This window comes from Microcoleus sp. A003_D6 (assembly GCF_036702825.1).
Classification (GTDB): domain Bacteria; phylum Cyanobacteriota; class Cyanobacteriia; order Cyanobacteriales; family Microcoleaceae; genus Microcoleus.
In genome coordinates, this window is record NZ_JAUBWA010000028.1 from 30,378 (window position 1) to 53,109 (window position 22,732).

The window sequence follows — 22,732 nt, forward strand, 5'->3', positions numbered from 1 at the left end:
TGCTATACTTTACCTTCCCACTGAAATTGCTAAATAGGCGGTCTGTTACATTTTTAGCAACTAAAAAAAAGTATAAGTTATTAGTCATTAGTCTTTAATCTTTATATGCAATCCTTAAAACAAGTTGCCCGCCGACTAAAAAAAGAGACTTACGCTGTTTATTTAGCCAGTACAGACCAGAGAGTACCTTGGTACGCCAGAATTTTAGCAGGCCTTACCGTTGCCTATGCTTTTAGCCCGATCGACTTAATTCCTGACTTCATACCCGTTCTGGGCTACTTAGACGATTTGATAATTGTACCTTTGGGAATTTGGCTGGTACTGAAGATGCTTCCCCCACAGGTTTTAGCCGAGTGTCGGGAAAAAGCAGCCGCAAAAATAGAGGGAGGAAAACCGATAAATCGGGCTGCCGCTGCTGTAATTCTTGCCATCTGGATTGGCTTGGGAATATTATCAGCAATTTGGCTAAAACAAATATTGAAACGTTAGAACAAGACCGGGCGGTTGAAACCGCGGCTATACAGACAAAACCCGAGCTCAGAGGGGTTGAAGAATAGGCGTTAAAAATTACGTTTTACGTAATTTTATTCAGTCCGCGGAGGCGGACATCGTTTGTGTAGACGCGGTTTAAACCGCCGTCTTATCTGATATTATATTGTAGGGCGATCGCACCTTACCTTAAAAAAACTCCCCGTATCAAACACCAAATATTATTTATCCGTTAAAAAAATCCAACAACTAACTTTCTAACTATGACTCAAACCACTGATTTCCTCAGCCACCTCAACCCATCTCAGCGCCAAGCAGTCGCCCATTATAACGGGCCGCTGTTAGTAGTAGCGGGCGCTGGTTCCGGCAAAACCCGAGCTCTAACTTACCGAGTTGCTAACTTAGTTCGCACCCATCGAGTCGATCCGGAAAATATTCTGGCGGTGACATTTACGAATAAAGCCGCCAGGGAGATGAAAGAAAGAATTGAGAAATTGCTGGCGACTCAGCAAGCTGAAGCGGAATATGGCAAACCTTTGGTAGACTTAGCCCCGGATGTGCAAACGAAATTGCGATCGCAAATTTACCAGAGAATTACCAAACACATTTGGATGGGGACTTTTCACTCTTTGTGCGGTCGCATTCTCCGCTACGATATAGAAAAATACCAAGACGAAAAAGGCCGCCAGTGGAAGAAGAATTTTTCAATTTTTGATGAGTCAGATGCTCAAACTCTCGTCAAACAAATCGTCACCAAAACCCTCAACCTCGACGACAAGAAATTTGACCCGCGAAAAGTGCGCTACGTCATCAGCAACGCTAAAAATCAAGGTTGGTCGCCTCAAGAATTCCTCGCCGCCGAACCGGATTACAGAGGGCGCGTAATTGCCGATGTTTACAGCCGCTACCAAGACGCTTTAGCCGCAAACAACGGCTTAGATTTTGACGATTTAATTCTTGTACCCGTTAAACTTTTGCGCCAAAACGAGCAAGTATTGAGTTATTGGCATCACAAGTTTCGACATATTTTAGTTGACGAATACCAAGATACTAACCGCACTCAATACGATTTGATTCGGATGTTGGTGACAAATAACGCCGACCCAAAAAACTTCGACAAATGGCAAAATCGCTCGATTTTTGTGGTGGGCGATGTCGATCAATCAATTTACAGTTTTCGGATGGCAGATTATACCATATTGCTGGAATTTCAAGAGGATTTCGGCGACAGCTTGTCTGACGCAAAAACTCAGACAATGGTAAAATTAGAGGAAAATTATCGATCGCGCGAAAACATCCTGCAAGTCGCAAACCACTTGATCGAACACAATACCGAACGCATTGAGAAAGTTCTGCGCCCGACTCGCGAACCGGGAGCTCCGATTGTTGTCTGGCGCGCGGACAACGAATTAGATGAAGGGGAATTTGTCGCAGGTCAAATTCATTCCTTGAAGCGCCAAAACTCCGAATACGAAAACGGCAGTAACTTTGCGATTCTCTACCGCACAAACGCTCAATCTCGCTCCTTTGAAGAAGCGTTAATGCGTTTAGATATTCCCTACAATATTGTCGGTGGGCTGAAGTTTTACGATCGCAAAGAAATCAAAGATATCCTAGCATACCTGCGGGTGCTTGCCAATCCCGACGATAGCGTCAGCCTCAAACGCATCATCAACACTCCCCGCCGCGGCATTGGGGATACCACATTTGGTAAAATCGAAGACGCTGCAACTCAGTTAGGCATTCCGTTGTGGGAAATCCTCAGCGATGAATCTTCTGTAAATACTCTCGCAGGGCGATCGGCAAAAGCTATCATCAAGTTTGCCGCCACCATCAGTCATTGGCAACAAAAACTTGAAACTACGCCCGCGTCGCAAATTGTCCAAGGAATTATCGAAGATTCAGGCTACATTGACGATTTGAAAAATCAAGGAACCGAGGAAGCAGAAAATCGCATAGAAAACGTCAGAGAATTGTACAATGCTGTGCTGCAATTTGAAGAACAAAACGAAGAACCGACGCTGACATCATTTTTAGCAAAAGCATCTTTAGCATCCGATTTAGATGACTTGCAGGAAGAAGATTCCCGCGTATCGCTGATGACGCTGCACTCGGCAAAAGGGTTAGAATTTCCCGTAGTATTTCTAGTCGGAATGGAACAGGGTTTATTTCCCAATTTCCGCAGTTTGGATGACCCGAAAGCAGTTGAAGAAGAACGCCGTTTGTGCTACGTCGGCATCACTCGCGCCCAGGAATTGCTATTTCTCACCCACACTCGCGAACGCCGCCTCTGGGGAGGCTACCGCGAACACTGCACGCCTTCGCTATTCTTGGGCGAATTACCAACACATTTACTAGCTGGAAGTGCGAAGAAAACTAAGACTGGTAAAACGGCTGCATCCCAGGGAAAGACTAATAATTCAGCAGCTAATTCTGGGAGTTCTCCATCAGAGTGGAAAACTGGGGAACGGGTTTTTCATCATGCTTTTGGAGTTGGAGAAATTACCCACGTTTTGGGAGTGGGTGATAAAACTAATCTGGCAATTAAGTTTTCGGGTTTGGGCAGAAAAATTATCGATCCGAGAACGGCTAAGTTGCAGCGAGTGTGATAGACATAGGAGTGAAAAGCCTGTCTTGAACAGGCAAGATGCCTGTTCCACAATAATTATTCCAGAGGTCTAATAGACCTCTTGCAAAAATCCTTTTAATCAAATTCTGGAACGGGCAAGATGCCCATTCCACAAGAAAAAAAATTTTGTGGGATGGGCATCTTGCCCGTCCTAGTTATTTTTGCAAGAGGTCTAATATAAAACTAGAAATCAAAACCTAAACTCTTATGCCTTACAGTCAATTTACGACCACCGGCAAGGTTAAAGAAGCCTTCAATCTTACAGTAGTGGAAGGAATCAGATTTCTGCCGGAAATCGAGCCGATCGCACCCGCAACACTCTTGCAGACCATGCTGGAGACAAATTTGCCTTGGGCGATCGCCACTAGCACCGAAAAAGCCCGTTCTGAAGCTATTATCAACCCTGTATTGCTGGAAGTTCGCAGGATTCTGAACCAACAAATCAGCGTGTTTTCGGGTGAGGAATTTAATGTTGATGTAGCTGTTGGACTTACAGGAGTTTGCGATTTTATCATCAGCCGTTCCCCGGAACAATTAGATGTTGAGGCCCCGGTAATTGTGATGGTGGAAGCTAAAAAAGGAGATTTGAAAGTAGGTTTGGGTCAATGTATTGCTGAAATGGTGGCGGCCCAGAGGTTTAATGAAGCGAAAGGGCGATCGATTTCCGTCATCTACGGCAGCATTTCCAGCGGCACAGCTTGGCGGTTTCTCAAGCTGGAAGGGCAAATAGTGACGATCGATCTTACCGATTATCCCCTACCTCCTGTAGATAGAATATTGGGATTTTTAGTTTGGATGGTGCGCGAAAATTAGCATTATATCGCGATCGGGCGGGCTAGAAGCCCACCCCACAAGATTTCAAGAAACAGCACAGAAAAAGTCCGTTGTTCTACGTCATACCACTTAGAGGAAATCCGGCTTGAAAAATCTGTTCAGCAGTCAAGTTCAACTCTGGAAAAGCCAGTGATTCAACTCGTGAGTCGCCGCGAAACTGCTTAACCTGGTATTCCTCATCTACCAATTGATAAACCGAGAGAGTTGCTTGTTTAGGATTACCAATGAATTGGCGGCCACCTAAACCGAGATAGTCTACAATCCAGTATTCAGGGATGCCCATTTCCTCATAGTCGGAAGCTTTCAAAAAATAATCATCTCGCCAGTTCGTACTCACAACTTCTACAGCCAGTCGCACCGAACTACCCATTGTGATGATGGATTCTTTCTCCCAGCGCGGTTCGCACTGGCGTAGAGCCACTTCGTCTAAGACAATCACATCGGGCTGATAACCAGCCTCATCACGAGTGGGTTTAAGCAGGCAGTCACCGGGGATGAAGTAGGGTAATTCGCGTCGGTCAATTTCAACTCCTACTTTTAAGCTGATAAAACCTGTAACGCGGGAGTGGCCGCCAGTTCCTAAAGGCATTTCGACAATTACTCCGTTGCGTAGTTCATAGCGGTGGACAGAGTTCTCTGGATACCAGGTAACGAACTCGTCAAACGTGACTGTTTTGGCTATTGTTTGGGTTTGGATCACGATTTCTCCTTTGTTAAACTCCAGTCGATCGCATATTAAAATTTTTAGTGTGGATGATGCGCGATAATTAGCATTATATCCCGATCGCACTTCGCATCGCCAAAAGCGCCACTCCATAAGCAGCCGCAGTCTGAACAGGAGTTTCCACAGGCACTTTCAAATAACGCTTTCTGATCGCACTCCAAACCGAATTTTTTGCACCACCGCCAGCAGTATAAACCTTTGTCAAAGGAGTCGCACCCAACTCCTGCAATAATTGATATCCCCGCGCTTCAATCCGCGCGATGCTTTCTAGCAAACCGTGCAGAAATTCCACAGAATCAGCGGGACGCGGTTGGAGTCTGGGCGGCAAATTCGGGTCGTTAATCGGAAAGCGATCGCCCTTTTTCAACAATGGGTAATAATCCAGCAAACTCTCTTGCTCTGGATCGATCAGTGTGCTATAATTATCCAACTCAGCATCAGTAAAAAAGTGTCGCAGCACCGCACCTCCCGTATTAGAAGCACCTCCAACTAACCACAAATCGCCTAATTTGTGACTGTAAATTCCGTATCTAGAATCATCTACCCGCGTATGACTTAACAGTTTGACTGCTAGTGTAGAACCGAGAGAAGTTACTGCTTCCCCTGGTAAATAGACACCGCTTGCTAAAAATGCGGCAATGCTATCGGTTGTGCCAGCACAAACTATACAATTGCGGGGAAATCCGAAGCGATCGCCCAATTCCTCTCTAACTTCCCCCACAGGCGTGCCCGGTGCGACAACTTCCGGCAATTCAGGAGTTGCAGCGCCCGCAATTCCCTCTATCAGCCAATTCGGATAGCACAAAGTATTAACATCGAAACCGAGTTTCAAAGCATTGTGATAGTCGCTAATTCCTAATTTTCCGTGCAGCAGAAATGCCAGCCAGTCAGCTTGATGCAGGAAGTAAAGCTTCTCAACAACAGGCAAGATGCCTGTTCCACAAAGACTGAATTGTGTTGTGGGGTGGGCTTCTAGCCCGCCCTCCTGCCACCACAGGAGTTTTGCCAGACTAGATGTAGCGCTTAATACTGTGTGGTTGGCAGGGGCGATCGCCCGCAACCTCTGTGTCACCGCTGCACCGCGCGCATCATTGTATAAAATTGGCTCGCATACTGGTATACCGTCGGTATTGCAAAGCATGACAGTGGATGATGTGCCGTCAATGGCGATCGCCCTTACCTGATTGCGGATTGTTGGGGGAATTTGCTCGATCGAATCCCACAGCGCATTTTGCCACACCGAGGGCAATGCAGCCTGTTGCGCGTGGGCAAAAGTATGTTCTGTCTCGCAATGGATTGTACCCTGGGAGTCGATGATTGTCGATCGAGCGCCCGTCGTGCCGAAATCTATTCCCAAATAAAGATTCATTTGCCACTCCCGCGAATTTTCCTATTTTGATCGAACCACAAAGTTTATTTGCATCTTATGGTTGTGTTTGAAACTCAATTTCTGTTACAACACTTCGGACAGTTTCAGGGCTTGCGCATAGGCGCTTATTCCCGGTTTATACGAATTTAGCGAACCGCAACCAGAAATTTAGGCAGTAAATGACAGAGTTATTCGAGGGCGGCCTCGTTATTTGTTTCAATTAATTCCGCTAAAATAACCAGTTGTTCAGGGTTCAGTTTAAGTTCACCGACCCATTGATGAGTTTGAGTGGCAATACTTGGGATGCTCCCAAAAACTTTTTCTGTCTCATCACCTGTATCAGGAAGATTAGGCTGAAACCAGTTAATTTAATTTAAAGAGGTAGGCTAGTAATGCCATCTGCCGATCGACAATCTCTAAACTGGCTGTTGCAGCCCTTTGCGATCAAGCCTGGTAAACCTGACATCCTCTATGGCTTGCGTACCCTTTTGGCAGTGAGCGGGCCCATTGCAGTTGGATTCGTTGCAGGTCATCCGGCTGCAAGTACGATCGCGGTGATGGGAGCCATGTTTGTTGGCATGGTCGATGGGGGTGGAGCCTATCGCCAAAAAGCGACTGTAATGCTCTCGGCAACCATTGGCGTTACTGTCGCCTTGCTAATTGCGAATCTGGTTAGCAGTACCCCGTGGCTAGCCATTCCAACGACGTTCTTGGTGATGTTCATCGCTGGCTTAGCTAGTCTGTTTGGCACGAGCGCCGCGACGGTTAGCCTGGTGACATCAATTATGTTTATCGTCTCCCTAGCAAAATTCGCTTCGTTGCCAGATTTGTCTGCTGTTCTTCTGCAATGTGCGCTTTGCCTAGCTGGATGTGTATGGGCGATGGCGCTATCTCTAGGATTGTGGGTGCTGCGCCCTTATACACCTGCGATCGAGGCAGCCAGCAGTTGTTATGCCACATTGAGCAAATTTTTGCGAATCGCAAGCGAGATACCATTAACTTTGGAGGAGCGTCGTCCGTGGCGAGAGCAATTCTTACAAGCTCAAGACAGCGTAATACAGAATTTGACCGCGGCCCGGAGTGTTTGGAGTGCTGTGTGGACGGGTCGAGAAAGTGCTGACTTGCGCGGCAATCAGTTACTCGTCTTAATTGAAGATGCTAACCAAATTACCAATTCTGTTGTAGCACTGATCGAACTGTTAGCGATCGCCTCAAATCGTCCCTTAGTTCAGCAGTTGCATAGAGAAATCCAGCAAGCGATGGAACAATTGGCAACGGCTGTGCAATTCTTATCAGAATCACTCCCCAAAGAAAAGAACGTTGTTCGCTTGGGAGATTTGGATCGATCGATCGAGGCACTAGAACACCAGTGGCAAATCATACGTTCTCAAACCCTGAATCAGACGAGTGTCACTCAGACAGATGACTATGCTGACTTAGTGAGTCTTAACAAGATTGTAGCTAGTCTGAAAGCGCTAGCAGAACAAATTCATACCGATGCGGAAATTGCCACAGATTTACAGCGGGGAGAAGGGCGCAGCATCGCCCAGCTAAACATTTATCCTCCGATACAGCCACAGCGTTCTTCAATCATTGACACGCTGCGGAACAATCTCACGTTTGATTCAGTTGTCTTTCGTCATGCTTTGCGGCTGGCGCTGATCGTGACGGCTGCTGAATTAGTAGCATCGCTATTGCAAGTACCTAGAGGCTATTGGGTAACACTCACCGCTGTAGTTGCATTAAAACCCAGCTTTGGCGATACCTCTGAGAGAACGGTGCAACGGGTTGTTGGAACTACTTTAGGGGGGATCGTCGGCATTGCCCTAGTCGTACTCATCCACAATCCATTGGCAATATTAGTCTGTATCCTGATACTCCTAGTCACGGCTATGTCGGTGCGATCGCTGAGCTACGGCATCTTCATTACACTCCTCACTCCTATCGTCATATTGCTACTCAACGTGACGAGTCAAGGTGGGTGGGAGATAGGAGCATTACGCATCGTAGATAGCTTAATTGGAGGCACTTTAGCATTACTCGGCAGCTATTTGTTATTCCCCAGTTGGGAGCGATCGCAACTTCCGAAACAACTAGCAAAAACTATTCGATCTAATCTCGCGTACTTTCAACAAGTTGCAGCTAGCTATATTAACCCAGAACAACAGTGCTCGACTGAAACTATCAGAAACCTGCGTCATCAAGCGACATTGGAGAATGCGAATGCTGCTGCTGCTGCTCAAAGGTTATTCAGCGAACCCCGTCACGTTCGAGGAGAAGTCGAACCGATCGCGATGCTGATACTCTACATTCGTGCCTTTTTCAGCTCAGTCACAACCTTAGCAGAACATCAGCGGAAATTTAGCGGAGACTACCAATTTGCAGATTTCCAGCGATTTACCGATGCGATTGTCCAAATTTTAGAGAACTTAGCCAATGCTTTGGAACAGGGACACCCACCTCTAGCTTTACCGAGGCTAGATATTTATCTCGAAGCAATTCACGAAGATATTGAACAGTTACATATTACTAGGATATCAGAGTTGGCTACAAATCCAAGTTCTGTAACGTCAACGAGACAAGCTGTTCGAGAACAAACTCCCGTTTCCACACAACTAGATCGAATTGCCTATGAAATGAAATGTCTGCATTGTGCGATCGGTCGTTTGCAAGAATCAATTGATAAGAGTTCAACTAAATAGCCAAATACTTTACTAAATTTATACCATTTATCTCAAATCGTGCAACACTCTTCGACCCCCCCTAGCCCCCCGCTGCATTGCGGGGGGAACAAGAATACTGTTGCATTCTTTTTTTTAAATTGGTATTACTCATTTTTTTACAATATGTAGTTTTAGATTATATAATTCCACAATCACGGTTTATCGTTTACCTGCTGAATCAACTTAGCAATTAGTGCTGTCCATCCAGTTTGATGACTTGCACCCAATCCAGCCCCGTTGTCGCCGTGAAAGTATTCGTAAAAGAGAATCAAATCGCGCCAGTGAGGGTCTTGCTGAAATTTTGCAATATCACCGTAAACCGGACGCTGCCCATCTTGATTTTGCAAGAAAATAGCGATCGACCGTTGCTCCAAATAAGCTGCCACCTCCCAGAGATTGAGCATTACTCCTGAACCTGTAGGACACTCTACTTTAAAGTCATCGCCTAAGTAGTGATAGAACTTTTGCAAAGATTCAATTAATAGAAAGTTAACTGGAAACCAGACCGGGCCGCGCCAATTAGAATTACCGCCAAATTGGCCGGTAGTAGATTCAGCAGGCTCATAGTCTACTTGATAGCGAGTGCTATCCCAATCGAAGATAAAGGGATGATCTTGGTGATAGCGGGAAACCGAGCGGATACCGTAGGGTGAGAGAAATTCATCCTCATCTAACAATCGCCGCAGGATACGACGCAGCGCTTCGGGGCTGGTAATGGCAAGCAGGCGGCGATCGCCTTCTCCCTCAACGGTCATACAAGCAATGTTTTTTGCCAATTCGGGACGGTTGTTGAGAAACCACTCAATTTTGTCTTTTAACCCCGGTACAATTTCTAACAAATCGGGCTCGATAGTATCAACTGCAAATAGCGGTATCAGTCCCACCATTGACCGTACTTTGATTCGCACGTCCTCTCCGTTGGGTAAGTGCAAGGCATCGTAGTAAAAGCCGTCTTCATCGTCCCAAAGGACAATTTTTTCAGGCCCTACATGATTAATGGCGTTAGCAATGTAGAGGAAGTGTTCAAAAAACTTCAACGTCATATCGCTGTAGCTTTCGTCCTCACGGGATAGTTCCAGAGCGATCGCCAGCATATTTAATGAAAACATCCCCATCCATGCTGTGCCGTCTGCCTGTTCTAAATATCCCCCCGTCGGTAATGGCTTGCTGCGGTCAAATAACCCAATGTTATCCAGTCCGAGAAATCCTCCCTGAAACAAGTTTTGCCCTCGTAGGTCTTTGCGGTTCACCCACCAGGTAAAGTAGAGCATCAAGCGGTGAAACATTCGCTCCAAGAATTTGCGATCGCCCTTTCCAACTCGTTTTTCTTCTATTTTATAGACGCGCCACGCCGCCCATGCTTGTACCGGAGGATTGACATCGCTAAACGCCCACTCGTAAGCGGGTAATTGACCGTTGGGGTGCATGGTGCGATCGCTCGTCAACAACAGCAACTGCTGCTTGGCAAAGTTTCCATCGATTAATGCCAAAGCAATACAGTGGAACGTCAAATCCCATGCAGCAAACCAGGGATACTCCCACTTATCGGGCATGGAAATAATTTCTTCAGTATAGAGAGTCCACCACTCAGCATTGCGCCCAGTAAGGCGTTGATTGGGCGGGGTAGGTTCTGCTGAATCTCCATGCAGCCAAGTACGGACATCATATTGATAGAACTGTTTGCTCCACAGCAGGCCGGCAAACGCTTGTCGTTGCACGTTGCGGCAATCCTCATCTAGACCGGGGGTAAGGGTTTCGTAAAATTCGTCTGCTTCTGTTTGACGCTGGCGGAAGGTATCAGCAAATGCTGCATTAAAGGGCGTGTCTGTATATTGCTTGGTGAATCGCAATTGAATTACATTTGTCTGTCCCGCCTCAATTTCCAAATGATACCAAGCCGCTGCTTTTGTACCAACTAGATCGGGATTCACTGCATCCTGGTTGTTGTGAATTACGTACTCGCCGAAAGCGTCTTTCACATAAGGCGAGGCATTAGCAACTCCATAAAGCTGTTGGCTGTTAGTTTCATTTTCTGTAAATAAAAGCGGAGGATTCCCATCGCAAAATAACCAATAATCCCCATATTTCTTAGTGTTCGCCTTAATTACACCATCAGCAACTTTTGTTACCTGCGACTGTGGTTTACTACTCGTCCAGATCCAGGTATTGCGAAACCAAAGGGTAGGTAGCACGTCAATTGTGGCAGTTTCCGCCCCCCGATTCGTGATGCTGATGCGAATGCAAATATCGTCTGTAGAGGCTTTGGCGTATTCTGCAACCACATCGAAGTAGCGATTATCGTCAAACACGCCCGTATCCAATAATTCAAATTCTGGTCGATCCTTGCTGCGACGGGCGTTCTCCTCTACAAGCTTAGTGTAAGGAAATTCCAGTTGCGGATACTTGTACAACCAGCGCATATAGGAATGGGTAGGCGTGTTGTCTAGGTAAAAGTAATATTCTTTGACATCTTCTCCGTGATTTCCCTGTTCGTTGGTCAGCCCAAACAGGCGTTCTTTTAAAATTGGATCGCGGCCATTCCACAGTGTGAGACCAAAGCAGACTTGACTGTGGCGATCGCACCATCCACCCAGTCCATCTTCACCCCAACGGTAAACGCGCGATCGCGCATGGTCGTGAGGAAAGTAATCCCAAGCTGAACCGTCAGGTGAATAGTCTTCTCGCACTGTACCCCATTGGCGATCGCTCAAGTAAGAACCCCAACGATACCAAGGTTCATCCGCTTGATTCTCCTCCAATCTTTGCTGTTCTGCGTTCATCTAAGTTGTTCTGCATTTAAATTGCATATTTCTAGCCCATATCAAAACTCGTCAAATCCTCTCCCCCTCTCCCCCTCTCCCTTTCTCCCCCTCTAATACCATAAACAATCTAGGTGCATAACAGCTTAGCCCCCCGTAGCGAACCCTGGATACAGAGTCATGCCGCCGTCTACAAAAAGAGTTTCACCATTCACATAATCTGAGTCATCCGAGGCAAGCCAAACCGCAGCTTTAGCGATGTCTGTTACATCTCCGACCCGTTTTGCGGGAATGAGTTTTAGTAATTTTGCCTCAGCTTCTGGCGTGTCCCAGGCTGCTTTATTGATGGGAGTTTTAATCGCACCGGGTGCAATGCTATTGACCCGAATCCTGTGCGGTGCGAGTTCTTGGGCAATACTTTCCATCATCATGTGGATGCCGCCTTTACTGGCAGCGTAGTTGACGTGACCCGCCCAAGGAATTACCTCGTGTACCGAACTCATACAAATGATTTTGCCTGCGGCAGAGGAGATATCTGGCTTCACGCCCCGCTTCAGAAATTCTTTTGTCGCTTCACGGGCGCAGAGAAACTGTCCGGTTAGGTTCACGCCAATAACCAAATTCCAATGATCGAGAGTCATGTCTACAAAGGCTGAGTCTTTTTGCAGTCCGGCGTTGTTGATTAAGATGTCGATCGTCCCGAAGTGCTGGTACATTTGGTCAAACATCGACAAAACTTCCTCTTCCTTGGCGACGTTTGCACCAATGGCGATCGCGTCCCCACCGACCGATTTAATCTCGCTGACAATCTTCTCTGCTGCTTCCTGTTCCGAATGGTAGTTGACTGCAACAGAAGCACCCGATGCCGCCAAAGCGCGGGCGATCGCTTCACCAATACCAGAACTTGCACCCGTTACGAGTGCTTTTTGACCTTTGAGAAGATTAGGGGAATAGCTCATATTTTTTCCTCGTCTTGTTTTCTAATCAAATAAATTTGTACCTAATAAATACAATTAACAACTACTTATCTAATCCTCAAACTATTAATATAATATAACTAGCAACTTGCGTTAAGCGTCTATTTCTGAGGATAGAATTTTATGATTATCGAGGAATACATATTATTTTAATATTCAAAGAATGCTTTTTGTGATATAACAGGAAGCTTTATGTCATTAGTGTGTCATTAATGTGTCAAAACTATGACAAACGATCGCCTTAAAACTTTAAAGCTTTGAAAGCAGAATACTTTTAGAAGCAAGGGTTATTTTTTAGGCTGAGGTCAATCTTTAGATAGATATGTTTATTTAAAATTAGTCTCAATCTATATCTAGAGAAATTCCTGTCAGTTCGCCTCCGGGAACAAGTCCAGTAAAACAGGAGAAAGCGATGCCTCTCAATAATGCGAATCTACCTTACCCAGATCCGCTTCATCCGATCGTCGTCCATTTCGCGATCGCGATGGTGTTTTTTTCCTTCTTCTGCGACGTGGTAGGCTATTTTACCCGCAATCATCGTTTGTTAGAGGTGAGTTTCTGGAATATGTTTGTTGCTTCAGTCAGTATTTTCCTCGCCGTTATCTTTGGTCAGTTTGAAGCTGGTTTAGCCCAACCTTACGAAGCCGTCAAGCCGACACTGAATTTGCACACAATTACAGGCTGGTCGCTTTCGGCAATTATTGTCGCGATTACCGCATGGCGATTCGCGATTCGCGCCCGCACTCCGCTGAAAGTACCTGTTGCTTATCTCGGTGTAGCAACATTTTTAATTTGTTTAGTATTCTTTCAACAATATTTAGGGAGTCAGTTAGTTTGGGTATACGGGCTGCACGTAGAACCCGTAGTTGAAGCAACAAAGAATGGAGTCTTACAATGAACTCGCAACTTATCGATCGGTTGTGGTTCAAGCTAGGTGCGAACGGATTACCGTACGAGGTTCCTATCCATCCGCAGCTAGTGCATTTCACTTTGGGTTTATTCATTATTGCCATAATTTTTGATATTGCAGGAACGCTGTTTCGGTTTGAAAAACCAATCCTCAAATTTTTGGCTCTGACTGCTATTCGTTCCAGCTTTTTTGATGTTGGTTGGTACAATCTTTTAGCTAGTGCTGTTATCACATTTTTTACCGTCGCGGCGGGCTTTTTTGAGATGATGCTGGCAAACCCACCCACAAATATGAAGAGTGCTTGGGGTTTGGGGGCTGGTACAACAATGCTGTTGCACGGTATCGGTGGGATTTTACTATTAGCAGCGATCGTTGCCATGACCGTATGGAGGGGGTTGCAGCGCTACCGCTGGCGTAAAGATGCCACTATTCAAGTGCAGTGGAGTTACTTATTGGTGGGTATTTTCATGTTGGGACTGCTGTTTATTCACGGAACATTAGGAGCGCAGATGGGAGATGAGTTCGGGATACATAATACAGCAGCGGGCTTAATCCGACAAGGTAAAAATCCCAATTTGCTACTTAAATGATGCCGAGAAAGATACTAGAAAAATCGATTTTATAGGGGATGCAATGAGGAAAATTTTCGACGCGCTGTTATTGATGGTTTTTATCGCGGTAATTATGGTAATAGCCCGCTGGATTGGCGATCGCGCCTACTCTTGGATGCCGATTCAGGCAACCGCAGAAGCGCAACGAGTCGATCGCATATTTAGCTTTTTAACATCGGTGGGAACGTTCATCTTTTTGGCGATCGCAGGCACGATCGGATACTCAATTCTCACCTGTAGTGCGCCCAAGGGAGATTGGAGTCACGGTCATCCTGCCAGAAGCGATGTGAGGCTGGAAATCCTCTGGACTGCCGCCCCAACTGTCCTAGTTTTATGGCTTGCAGCCCAAAGCTTCAGCATTTATCAACAATTAGATATCGAGGGGCTACAACCGATCGTGCATCTGCACCTATTAGAAGAACCTGCTGCCGCAGCAACGGTCAAAATCCCCAGTCAACCTGTGGCTGAAAATATTGAGGTTTTGGCGAAACAATGGGTTTGGTCTTTCCGCTATCCAAATAATCTCATTAGTAACGAATTACATCTAAAAGTAAATGAACGTACCCGCTTAAAATTACATTCCCAAGATGTGATTCACGGCTTTTATGTCCCTGAATTCCGGTTAAAGCAAGATATCATCCCCAACCGCAACATTAACCTGGTATTAACACCCACCCTAATCGGCAAATATCACCTGCGCGATTCCCAATTCAGCGGCACCGACTTTGCTTTGATGGTGGCGGATGTATATGTTGATTCAAGTGAAACTTATAGTCAATGGCTGTCTCAAGCTGCTAGCCGTAAATAAAAAATATATGACAAATAACTCTATCCCAATTACTGAAGAATCGGAAAATCGCCACAGCGAACCTGATACCAACTGGCGGGAATATTTCAGCTTTAGCACCGACCATAAAGTTATCGGTGTTCAGTACATGGTGACGACTTTTATTTTCTTTTTGATTGGTGGGCTATTCGCGATGATTATTCGTGGCGAACTGCTTACTCCCGAATCAGATTTAGTCGATCGCTCTTTATATAATGGCTTATTTACTCTACACGGTACGGTGATGATTTTCCTGTGGATTATCCCGTTCAATGCTGGTCTTGCCAACTACTTGGTGCCGTTGATGATTGGGGCAAAAGACATGGCGTTTCCAGTTCTGAATGCGATCGCCTTTTGGATCATTCCCCCCGCCGGTATCCTGCTACTATCAAGCTTTTTAGTACAAGGTGGCCCCGCACAAGCTGGCTGGTGGTCTTACCCGCCAATCAGCCTCCAAAACCCAACTGGTTATCCCATCAACGGCGAATCAATTTGGATACTGAGTGTAATGCTGCTGGGTATTTCATCGATTATGGGAGGAGTCAACTTCATCACCACCATCGTCTGGATGCGGGCACCAGGGATGACGTTTTTTCGGATGCCGATTTTCGTTTGGACAGTTCTCAGCGCCCAGTTGCTGCAACTAATTTGTTTACCTTCCCTAACGGGTGCGATCGTCCTGTTATTTTTTGACCTCAATTTTGGCACAAATTTCTTCAAACCCCTGGAGAATGGCGATCCGATCGTCTATCAGCACCTATTTTGGTTCTACTCCCATCCGGCAGTTTATGTGATGGCGCTGCCTGCTTTCGGCATCTTTTCGGAAATTCTCCCCGCCTTTTCTCGCAATCCTTTGTTCGGCTATCGATCGGTTGCGATCGCTTCTTTCGGAATTGGTTTAGTCAGCATCTTCGTTTGGGTACACCATATGTTTGCCAGCGCCACACCTAATTGGATGCGGATACTATTTATGGTTTCCTCAATGTTGGTAGCTGTCCCTACTGGTGTCAAAGTATTTGCTTGGACTGCCACAGTATGGAATGGCAGACTGCATCTTTTAACCCCCATGTTATTTGCCTTGGGAGGTGTGGTGATGTTTGTTTTCGGTGGAATTACTGGCATCATGCTTAGTTCAGTGCCGTTTGATATTCACGTCAACAATACCTACTTTGTGGTAGGTCACTTCCACTACGTCGTCCACAATACAATCACGATGGCAATCTTTGCCGCAATTTACTTCTGGTTCCCAAAAATAACCGGGCGAATGTACGCCGAAGGCTGGGGAAAAGTGCATTTCTTTTTAACTTTTATCGGTGCTAATTTTACATTCTTCCCCATGCACCCACTGGGTTTACAGGGTATGGTGCGCCGGGTTTCATCTTACGATCCGCAGTTCCAAGGGTGGAATATTATTGCTAGTTTAGGAGCCTTTTTGTTGGGGATGTCTACACTACCTTTTATTGCCAATATGGTGGGTTCTTTGCTATTGGGTAAAAAAGTATCAGACAATCCTTGGCACGCTACAGGGTTAGAGTGGAAGACTTCTTCACCGCCACCGAGAGAGAACTTTGAGGAAATTCCTGTTGTCAATGAGCCGCCTTATCATTACAACTCTAAAGCGATACCAGAGGCTGCTGCTACTAAAGAATAGATCGGGCGAGGAAGAGTAATTGAGGAGTTTTATTCAATCTAAAATTTAAAATCCCAAATCCCAAATCATCGGAGTTATGCCAAATCCTACACATCATATAGATGAAAGCCCGATCCGTTTCGATCGCCTAGTACAATCTTTCCCTAATTGGTTGCAAAGATTCTTGCCAATTGGGGGCGGCATAGCTCACGATCATCATGGTAAAGGGATGTTCGGTGTCACCGTATTTTTGCTGTCGGAAAGCCTAGTTTTTCTCAGCTTTTTCTTCACCTATATTGCTCTACGATTGACCCATTCCAACTGGTTGCCGCCTGGTATCAAAGGGCCAGAATTATCTAAATTTATCATTATTAATACTGTGGTGCTGCTTTCCAGTAGCTTTGTTATCCAAGCCGCAGAAAACGCTCTCAAACGCCAGAAAATTATTAGATTTCGCTGGCTTTGGGCCTTGACTTCTGGGATGGGAATTTACTTCTTAGTTGGTGTGGCGATCGAGTGGAGTAACCTTAACTTCCGGCTGACTACAGGGCTGATGGGTGGCACATTTTACCTGCTGACGGGTTTCCACGGGCTGCACGTTCTTACGGGCATTCTCTTGCAGTTGCTCATGTTTTCTCGTTCCTTCATTCGGGGCAATTACAACAAGAGTCACTTTGGTGTCAGTGCAACTACTTTGTTCTGGCACTTTGTTGATGCGATCTGGATTGTCCTATTCTCACTTATCTATCTCTGGCCACCCTAGAAATTTGCAGTCTTAAGATGAATGGTTATTTGTAGCCAAATCGTACTTAAGCATTGCTTGATTAGGGATTTGAATTTGTAAACACATTACTGGAAATAGAAGCCGATGGATAAAACTTTTGTTGCAGCTAGAACCAAATGTACTCGTACCTTACTTTATAAATTTCCAGGAGGTTTTTTATGAATTTACCAACTCAAGAATTACCAGCAATCTTCACAAATTACTTTTTCAGTTTGGCTGAATCCGTCCAAAAAGATGCATTGATCGATCAAAGCGGCCAGGTCATTGTGAAGGTTGGCGTTGTCCTTCTGGCGATTACTTTAGTAATTGCTGTCAAGATTATTAGCCCCAGAGTTGAACACGCTATCCTTCTAGCTATCTTTCTCAGCTTTGGATTAATTGGTTTCTTTTTACTTGAATAGGAGAAATGGCGTTAATGCTCTGACTAACCTGTTATTTCCTAAAGCTATCAATGCAATTTCTTTGGAAGTAGGACATGAGTATCGTCTCACTTTTTTTTATTTCAAGGATCGCGAATTAAATAATTTACACTCTTGAAAGTGGGGTGTCCCGCCCGCCCTTTCTGGACGGGACGCCCATCCCACAAGAACATCAAAATTGTAAGTTATAGCATTTCTCAAAAAGATGAGGTATGACTGACAGCTTATATAACCCTAAACTAAGAGGGCCCAAGCCCAACTACGTACCTCATCTTTCTGAGAACCGCTATATTTAATTCTCATTCCCAATTTCGTTAGTCTCAATTACTGGAGAAAAATGATCTCATGAACAACCCAATTTATCAGACTGTAATCGTTGGCGGTGGTTTTACTGGTCTGTTTACAGCTTTGCATCTAGCGCACGAACACTATCCAAGAAGCATCATCCTAATTGATAGCTCTGAACGCTTTTGTTTTAAGCCTTTACTTTACGAGTATTTCAGTGGCGAGATGGATGCTAATCAGGTAGTACCGCGTTTTGATGAACTGCTTAAGGATAGCGGTATCATTTTTGTGCAAGATACGGTGCAATCGATCGACCTCCATGAACGGGAAGTCAAATTAACTTCCGGGGACTGCTACAACTACAGCAACTTAGTTTTAGGTTTAGGTAGCGTTACGGGCTATTTTGGCGTTGAGGGTGCCAAAGACTATGCTTTTGATTTTCGCACCCAAGAAAATGCGATCGCCCTCGATCGCCACCTGCGCGACTGCTTGCAGCGAGCCGTTCAAATCGAAGACCCCGAACAGCGCCGCCGGCTGCTAACTGTAGCTGCGATCGGTGGCGGGCCAAGCGGTGTGGAAATGGCCGCCACTTTAGCCGATTTGCTACCTCACTGGTATGAAGCATTGGGAGGTAATCCTCAAGAAATTCGGGTGGTACTAATCAATCACGGCAACGAAATTCTCAAGGGTGATATTAACAGTCATCTCCGCGAAACCGCAGAGCAGGAATTGGAAAAACGCGCTGTACCAGTAGAGTTAATTGCGGGAGCAGAAGCGACGGCTGTTCGTCGAGATTCAGTTGAATACAAGCGCGATGGTAAGTCTGAAATATTATCAGCATCTACCGCGATTTGGACAAGTGGAACTGCTACACATCCACTGATTGAAAAATTGTCGATTCCCGACGAACACCGCGACAAACACGGTCGCGTTCACGTTACTCCCACTTTACAATTACCCGATTTTCCAGAAGTTTTTGCAGGTGGTGATTGTGCGGTGGACGTGCAATCATCAACGGTTGAGGGTCGCGAGTACGAGCATTTAGAGCTGCATCCCGAACTCATATCCCACTCTTCTGAAGAACACAACGATACTAAACCTCTTCCTCCCACAGCCCAAGTAGCTTATCAGCAAGGAGCCGCGATCGCGCATAATCTGAAAGCGATCGCATTAGGACATGAGCCAAAACCAGCTCGAGTTAACCTACGCGGAACCCTCTTAAAATTAGGGTTAGAAAATAGTGCTGCTAACATTTACGATGTTTTTCAAGTTACGGGCGAAGTCGGCCATCTGATTCGCCAAGGCAGTTATCTAGAACTATTGCCAACTCCGGTTCATAACTTCAAAGTCACTACAGATTGGCTAAAAGATGAGATATTCCACGAACATATCAATTCTGGTGATGGGGTAAAACAAGCTGTCAAGATTGCTCAAGTGGTTGGTGGGGTCGTCGTCGGCGCTATAGTCGCCAAAAAATTGCTCAATATGCTAAGTGATGACAATAAAGACCAGAAATCCTGACGGCTTCTCCAGAAGGGGTAAAGCCGGGATACAGGGGGCGATCGGGGGATCTGGGTAATTGTCAAACAGCAGACCGGTATTACGTTTGACGTTAAGTTGACACGCCTTGGGCACTCCCCAAGGCGTGTTCAACTTAACGTTAAACCCGCAGTCCGACAGAAGTTAAAACCCCTGCCTCAAAGCCGCGTGTGATTCATTCCTTGGGGGACTGGCGGACTGGCAGATGGTCGGCTTAAGTTGACACGCCTTGGGGATTGCCGTGTCCCTGCTTAAACTTTTGTCCCGCACTCTGGACAAAAGTTATTGGTGGAAACATTCTTAGCGCCGCAACTGGGACAATAAACCAACTCCGCAGAGTGCAACTTGCTACGATCGGGCAAACCAACCATTTGAGCGTTGCTCTTACCCGGAACTACCATCGGATAGCAGTTTTCGTCCCGCGTTACCTTCACGTTCATCAGCACCGGGCCGTTGTGAGCGAGCATTTGCCCGATCGCCCCTTGCAACTCATCCGGCCGCGAAACCAGCATCCCCTTCACGCCGTAAGCCTCAGCCAGCATCACAAAATCCGGCATCCCCACAGTCATGTTCGACGACGAATAACGCTCCCCGTAGAACGCTTGCTGCCACTGCCGCACCATGCCTTGCCAACCGTTATTTACGATCGCAACCTTGACATTAATGCCGTATTGTGCTAGGGTTCCCAGCTCTTGAATATTCATTTGGATGCTAGCGTCACCAGCAATACAAATCACCTGCTCGTTGGGTAGCGCCATTTTCGCGCCCATCGCCGCCGGCAACCCGAAACCCATTGTTCCCAAACCAGCGCTCGAAATCCAGCGGCGCGGCCCGTTGTTCAAGAATTGAGCCGACCACATTTGATGTTGACCCACATCCGTTGTGTAGTAAGCATTCGGCGCTTGAGCACCCAACTCCCAAATCACCTGCTGCGGAGACAAAATGTCTGGATAGTGAGGCACAACTAACGGATAATCCTGTTTCCAGCGATCGATCCTGTGCAGCCATTCCCGAGTTTGTCCGGGATTCGGCGAAACTCCAGTTTCCCGACAGCGGCGCAGCAAATCGATCAAAACTTGGCGGACATCTCCGACAATCGGCACGTCAGGGCCGCGAGTTTTGCCGACTTCGGCCGGGTCGATATCGATGTGAATCACCTTCGCCCGCGCGGCAAACTCGTCTAATTTGCCCGTCACGCGATCGTCAAACCTCGCCCCCACAGCAATCAGCAAATCGCACTCGGTAACGGCAAAATTAGCGTAAGCAGTGCCGTGCATCCCCAGCATTTTCACAGACAAAGGATGGTTTTCGTCAAAGGAACCTTTGCCCATCAGCGTTGTTGTGACCGGCAATTGGAACATCTCGGCGAGTTCCTTAATTTCCTCGTGGGCCCCGGCTGCGATCGCCCCGCCGCCCACATAAAGCAAAGGACGCTTTGCTTCCTTCAGCAAATGAATCGCTTGATTAATTTGCCGGGGATTTCCCTTCACCGTCGGGCGATAGCCCGGAATTCTCACCGATCCGGGTTCCACGGGCAGATAGTCAAATTCTTCTAAACCGACATCCTTGGGCACGTCAACCAACACAGGCCCGGGCCGCCCTGTACTCGCGATGTGGAAAGCTTCAGCCACAATTCGCGCCATATCTCTCGGATCGCGCACTACATAAGAATGCTTGACAATTGGCAGGGTAATGCCGTAAATATCAGTTTCCTGAAACGCATCAGTGCCGATCGCCGGACGCGGCACCTGACCGGTAATAATTACGATCGGGATCGAATCCATGTGGGCCGTCGCAATCCCCGTCACCAAATTAGTTGCACCGGGCCCGGAAGTAGCAAAACAAACCCCAACTTGTCCGGTAGCGCGGGCGTACCCGTCGGCGGCGTGAGCTGCACCTTGCTCGTGCCGCACCAGAATATGTTTGATAGCGCCGGTTTCTTCAGCGCGGTAGAGTTCGTCGTAAAGTGGCAGAATTGCGCCGCCGGGATAACCAAAAATATGCTTGACGCCGTGGCGGATCAAGCTGTCAATCAGAGCAAATCCACCAGTTGCACGCCTGACGGCCACTTTAGTTTTTAGTTGCACAGAATTTCCTTCCTTAAACTAATTATAATTTACGATTAATGCTTTCATTTTACTTCTTTCTCAATATTGAAGCTTTAAAAGTTGCAGTGTTGATATTATTCTCAACACTTGAGAATAACACATCGGCTTGGGGCATAGAAGTTTTAGAACCCGAGAGGGGGACAGGGGAGATTCCGATCGCGGGAGAACCCCATAGGGCTGAGCTGGAAATACGCTACCGTCACGCATCTAACCCGCATTCCGCATCCTCAACAGTCACATCGACAGTTATAGCTGCTCAATCTTACTTCGTAACTCCCTGAGATCGAGATGTCGATCGATGTCCAATTGATTGGCAGCCCAATCAAAAAATGCTTTTAGAGAGATATATTGAGATTCTTGCTTTTGCATTTCTTTTTGAATATCTTTCCCGTGAAACCAGATTACATACTGTTTCTGCGACCAAAATTCTGATTGACTAAATTGCTGGTGATAATTAGCTAGGCTTGCTTCAAATCCATCTAGTGTAACTGTTTCGACAGCTTGTCTAAATTGGTTAATTAGTTCTCTAGCTTGAGTTCGACAATCTAGTAGCGCTAAAGACGAGGGAAGCAGACCGCTACCACCAGTCCAAGTTGTCTTGAGGTGCGTTCTCGTTGGACTTGAGAACAACAGCTCGCCTAAAGCCCAGCGTACAGCTTGGTAGTCTTGCAAGCTCTTTGCAGCATTTTCAATCCATTGTGCAATCCTATCGATACCTGGAGAGTCTTTATGTGCCCATTTTGAAATGGGATTTTCCTGCTTCTCGATATATTTTTCTCGCCAATAATCATGAATCAAGTCAGGATCTAGGAAATAGTTCTCAATGCAAGCTCGATGCGTTAACCAAACGGATTGACTGTCTAATTGAATCAGTCGTACCTCTTCTGAAGGCTTGGCATCGAAGTCTCGATCTCGGAAAACGAGATATTTTTGACTGCCAATTTCTTGACGGGAAAAATAACCCTGTGCAAATAAAGAAAAGCTAAATTTACTGCCGCAGGGGACAATTGTAGGCCGCTCTGCTGGTAGTGTTTCTAAAACCCGCTCCAGCAGTTGGGCATCCAAACTTCTTTGCTTTCCTTCGCAGAAAATAATTTTGCTACTGACAACACTCAC

17 protein-coding genes are annotated in these 22,732 nt (G+C 46.3%); 11 read left to right on the forward strand and 6 right to left on the reverse strand.

The window, feature by feature from the left end; translation table 11 throughout:
* The first annotated feature begins 105 nt into the window (after positions 1–105).
* From QUB70_RS10480 to QUB70_RS10490, 3 genes are all read left to right on the forward strand, one after another.
* A complete protein-coding gene (locus tag QUB70_RS10480) occupies positions 106–489 on the forward strand; it encodes a YkvA family protein (protein ID WP_332980128.1) in 384 nt (127 codons plus the stop codon).
* 263 nt (positions 490–752) lie between these two features.
* Positions 753–3,098 (forward strand): DNA helicase PcrA, encoded by a 2,346-nt coding sequence (gene pcrA / locus QUB70_RS10485; protein WP_332980129.1) that lies wholly within the window; start codon positions 753–755, stop codon positions 3,096–3,098.
* A gap of 227 nt (positions 3,099–3,325) precedes the next feature.
* Positions 3,326–3,931 carry a hypothetical protein gene (locus QUB70_RS10490; RefSeq protein WP_332980130.1) on the forward strand — a complete coding sequence of 202 codons (606 nt, stop codon included), beginning with the start codon at positions 3,326–3,328 and terminating at the stop codon, positions 3,929–3,931.
* 76 nt (positions 3,932–4,007) lie between these two features.
* Here QUB70_RS10490 and QUB70_RS10495 read toward each other — a convergent pair whose 3' ends face one another.
* A complete protein-coding gene (locus tag QUB70_RS10495; RefSeq protein WP_332980158.1) occupies positions 4,008–4,652 on the reverse strand; it encodes a Uma2 family endonuclease in 645 nt (214 codons plus the stop codon).
* Positions 4,653–4,725: 73 nt separating this feature from the next.
* Entirely contained in the window at positions 4,726–6,045 is a 1,320-nt protein-coding gene (locus QUB70_RS10500; RefSeq protein ID WP_332980131.1) for an FGGY-family carbohydrate kinase, read from the reverse strand.
* A gap of 392 nt (positions 6,046–6,437) precedes the next feature.
* Between QUB70_RS10500 and QUB70_RS10505 the strand changes: the two genes are divergently transcribed.
* A complete protein-coding gene (locus tag QUB70_RS10505; protein ID WP_332980132.1) occupies positions 6,438–8,747 on the forward strand; it encodes an FUSC family protein in 2,310 nt (769 codons plus the stop codon).
* Between the two features lie 173 nt (positions 8,748–8,920).
* Here the strand turns inward: QUB70_RS10505 and QUB70_RS10510 are convergent, their stop codons facing one another.
* The gene (locus QUB70_RS10510) at positions 8,921–11,548 is read right to left on the reverse strand and encodes an MGH1-like glycoside hydrolase domain-containing protein (protein WP_332980133.1); all 2,628 of its coding nucleotides are present in this window, start codon (positions 11,546–11,548) and stop codon (positions 8,921–8,923) included.
* Positions 11,549–11,673: 125 nt separating this feature from the next.
* A complete protein-coding gene (locus tag QUB70_RS10515) occupies positions 11,674–12,486 on the reverse strand; it encodes an SDR family oxidoreductase (protein WP_332980134.1) in 813 nt (270 codons plus the stop codon).
* Between the two features lie 430 nt (positions 12,487–12,916).
* Here QUB70_RS10515 and QUB70_RS10520 point away from each other — a divergent pair, with 430 nt between their 5' ends.
* From QUB70_RS10520 to QUB70_RS10550, 7 genes are all read left to right on the forward strand, one after another.
* Positions 12,917–13,402, forward strand: a complete 486-nt coding sequence (locus tag QUB70_RS10520; protein WP_332980135.1) for a DUF2231 domain-containing protein — start codon at positions 12,917–12,919, stop codon at positions 13,400–13,402.
* Positions 13,399–14,004 carry a DUF2231 domain-containing protein gene (locus QUB70_RS10525; protein ID WP_332980137.1) on the forward strand — a complete coding sequence of 202 codons (606 nt, stop codon included), beginning with the start codon at positions 13,399–13,401 and terminating at the stop codon, positions 14,002–14,004. Before QUB70_RS10520 ends, QUB70_RS10525 begins: the two co-directional genes overlap by 4 nt.
* A 43-nt stretch (positions 14,005–14,047) precedes the next feature.
* Entirely contained in the window at positions 14,048–14,833 is a 786-nt protein-coding gene (locus QUB70_RS10530) for a cytochrome c oxidase subunit II (protein WP_332980138.1), read from the forward strand.
* Positions 14,834–14,840: 7 nt separating this feature from the next.
* On the forward strand, positions 14,841–16,502 hold the full coding sequence (gene ctaD / locus QUB70_RS10535) for a cytochrome c oxidase subunit I (RefSeq protein WP_332980139.1): 1,662 nt from the start codon (positions 14,841–14,843) through the stop codon (positions 16,500–16,502).
* Between the two features lie 76 nt (positions 16,503–16,578).
* Positions 16,579–17,244 (forward strand): cytochrome c oxidase subunit 3, encoded by a 666-nt coding sequence (locus tag QUB70_RS10540; protein ID WP_332980140.1) that lies wholly within the window; start codon positions 16,579–16,581, stop codon positions 17,242–17,244.
* A gap of 179 nt (positions 17,245–17,423) precedes the next feature.
* The gene (locus tag QUB70_RS10545; RefSeq protein ID WP_332980141.1) at positions 17,424–17,666 is read left to right on the forward strand and encodes a hypothetical protein; all 243 of its coding nucleotides are present in this window, start codon (positions 17,424–17,426) and stop codon (positions 17,664–17,666) included.
* Positions 17,667–18,029: 363 nt separating this feature from the next.
* A complete protein-coding gene (locus tag QUB70_RS10550; RefSeq protein WP_332980142.1) occupies positions 18,030–19,490 on the forward strand; it encodes an NAD(P)/FAD-dependent oxidoreductase in 1,461 nt (486 codons plus the stop codon).
* Positions 19,491–19,759: 269 nt separating this feature from the next.
* Here QUB70_RS10550 and ilvB read toward each other — a convergent pair whose 3' ends face one another.
* Together ilvB and QUB70_RS10560 are read right to left on the reverse strand one after the other, a co-directional pair.
* Positions 19,760–21,595, reverse strand: a complete 1,836-nt coding sequence (gene ilvB, locus QUB70_RS10555) for a biosynthetic-type acetolactate synthase large subunit (protein WP_332980143.1) — start codon at positions 21,593–21,595, stop codon at positions 19,760–19,762.
* A 267-nt stretch (positions 21,596–21,862) separates the two neighbouring features.
* Complete coding sequence (locus QUB70_RS10560) at positions 21,863–22,732, reverse strand: hypothetical protein (protein ID WP_332980144.1); 870 nt, start codon at positions 22,730–22,732, stop codon at positions 21,863–21,865.

Excerpts from the sequence above, each read along its gene's own strand:
- QUB70_RS10480 (WP_332980128.1), top strand. The coding sequence starts at position 106 with ATGCAATCCTTAAAACAAGTTGCCCGCCGACTAAAAAAAGAGACTTAC.
- pcrA (WP_332980129.1), top strand. The coding sequence starts at position 753 with ATGACTCAAACCACTGATTTCCTCAGCCACCTCAACCCATCTCAGCGC.
- QUB70_RS10490 (WP_332980130.1), top strand. The coding sequence starts at position 3,326 with ATGCCTTACAGTCAATTTACGACCACCGGCAAGGTTAAAGAAGCCTTC.
- QUB70_RS10500 (WP_332980131.1), bottom strand. The coding sequence starts at position 6,045 with ATGAATCTTTATTTGGGAATAGATTTCGGCACGACGGGCGCTCGATCG.
- QUB70_RS10505 (WP_332980132.1), top strand. The coding sequence starts at position 6,438 with ATGCCATCTGCCGATCGACAATCTCTAAACTGGCTGTTGCAGCCCTTT.
- QUB70_RS10510 (WP_332980133.1), bottom strand. The coding sequence starts at position 11,548 with ATGAACGCAGAACAGCAAAGATTGGAGGAGAATCAAGCGGATGAACCT.
- QUB70_RS10515 (WP_332980134.1), bottom strand. The coding sequence starts at position 12,486 with ATGAGCTATTCCCCTAATCTTCTCAAAGGTCAAAAAGCACTCGTAACG.
- QUB70_RS10520 (WP_332980135.1), top strand. The coding sequence starts at position 12,917 with ATGCCTCTCAATAATGCGAATCTACCTTACCCAGATCCGCTTCATCCG.
- QUB70_RS10525 (WP_332980137.1), top strand. The coding sequence starts at position 13,399 with ATGAACTCGCAACTTATCGATCGGTTGTGGTTCAAGCTAGGTGCGAAC.
- QUB70_RS10530 (WP_332980138.1), top strand. The coding sequence starts at position 14,048 with ATGAGGAAAATTTTCGACGCGCTGTTATTGATGGTTTTTATCGCGGTA.
- ctaD (WP_332980139.1), top strand. The coding sequence starts at position 14,841 with ATGACAAATAACTCTATCCCAATTACTGAAGAATCGGAAAATCGCCAC.
- QUB70_RS10540 (WP_332980140.1), top strand. The coding sequence starts at position 16,579 with ATGCCAAATCCTACACATCATATAGATGAAAGCCCGATCCGTTTCGAT.
- QUB70_RS10545 (WP_332980141.1), top strand. The coding sequence starts at position 17,424 with ATGAATTTACCAACTCAAGAATTACCAGCAATCTTCACAAATTACTTT.
- QUB70_RS10550 (WP_332980142.1), top strand. The coding sequence starts at position 18,030 with ATGAACAACCCAATTTATCAGACTGTAATCGTTGGCGGTGGTTTTACT.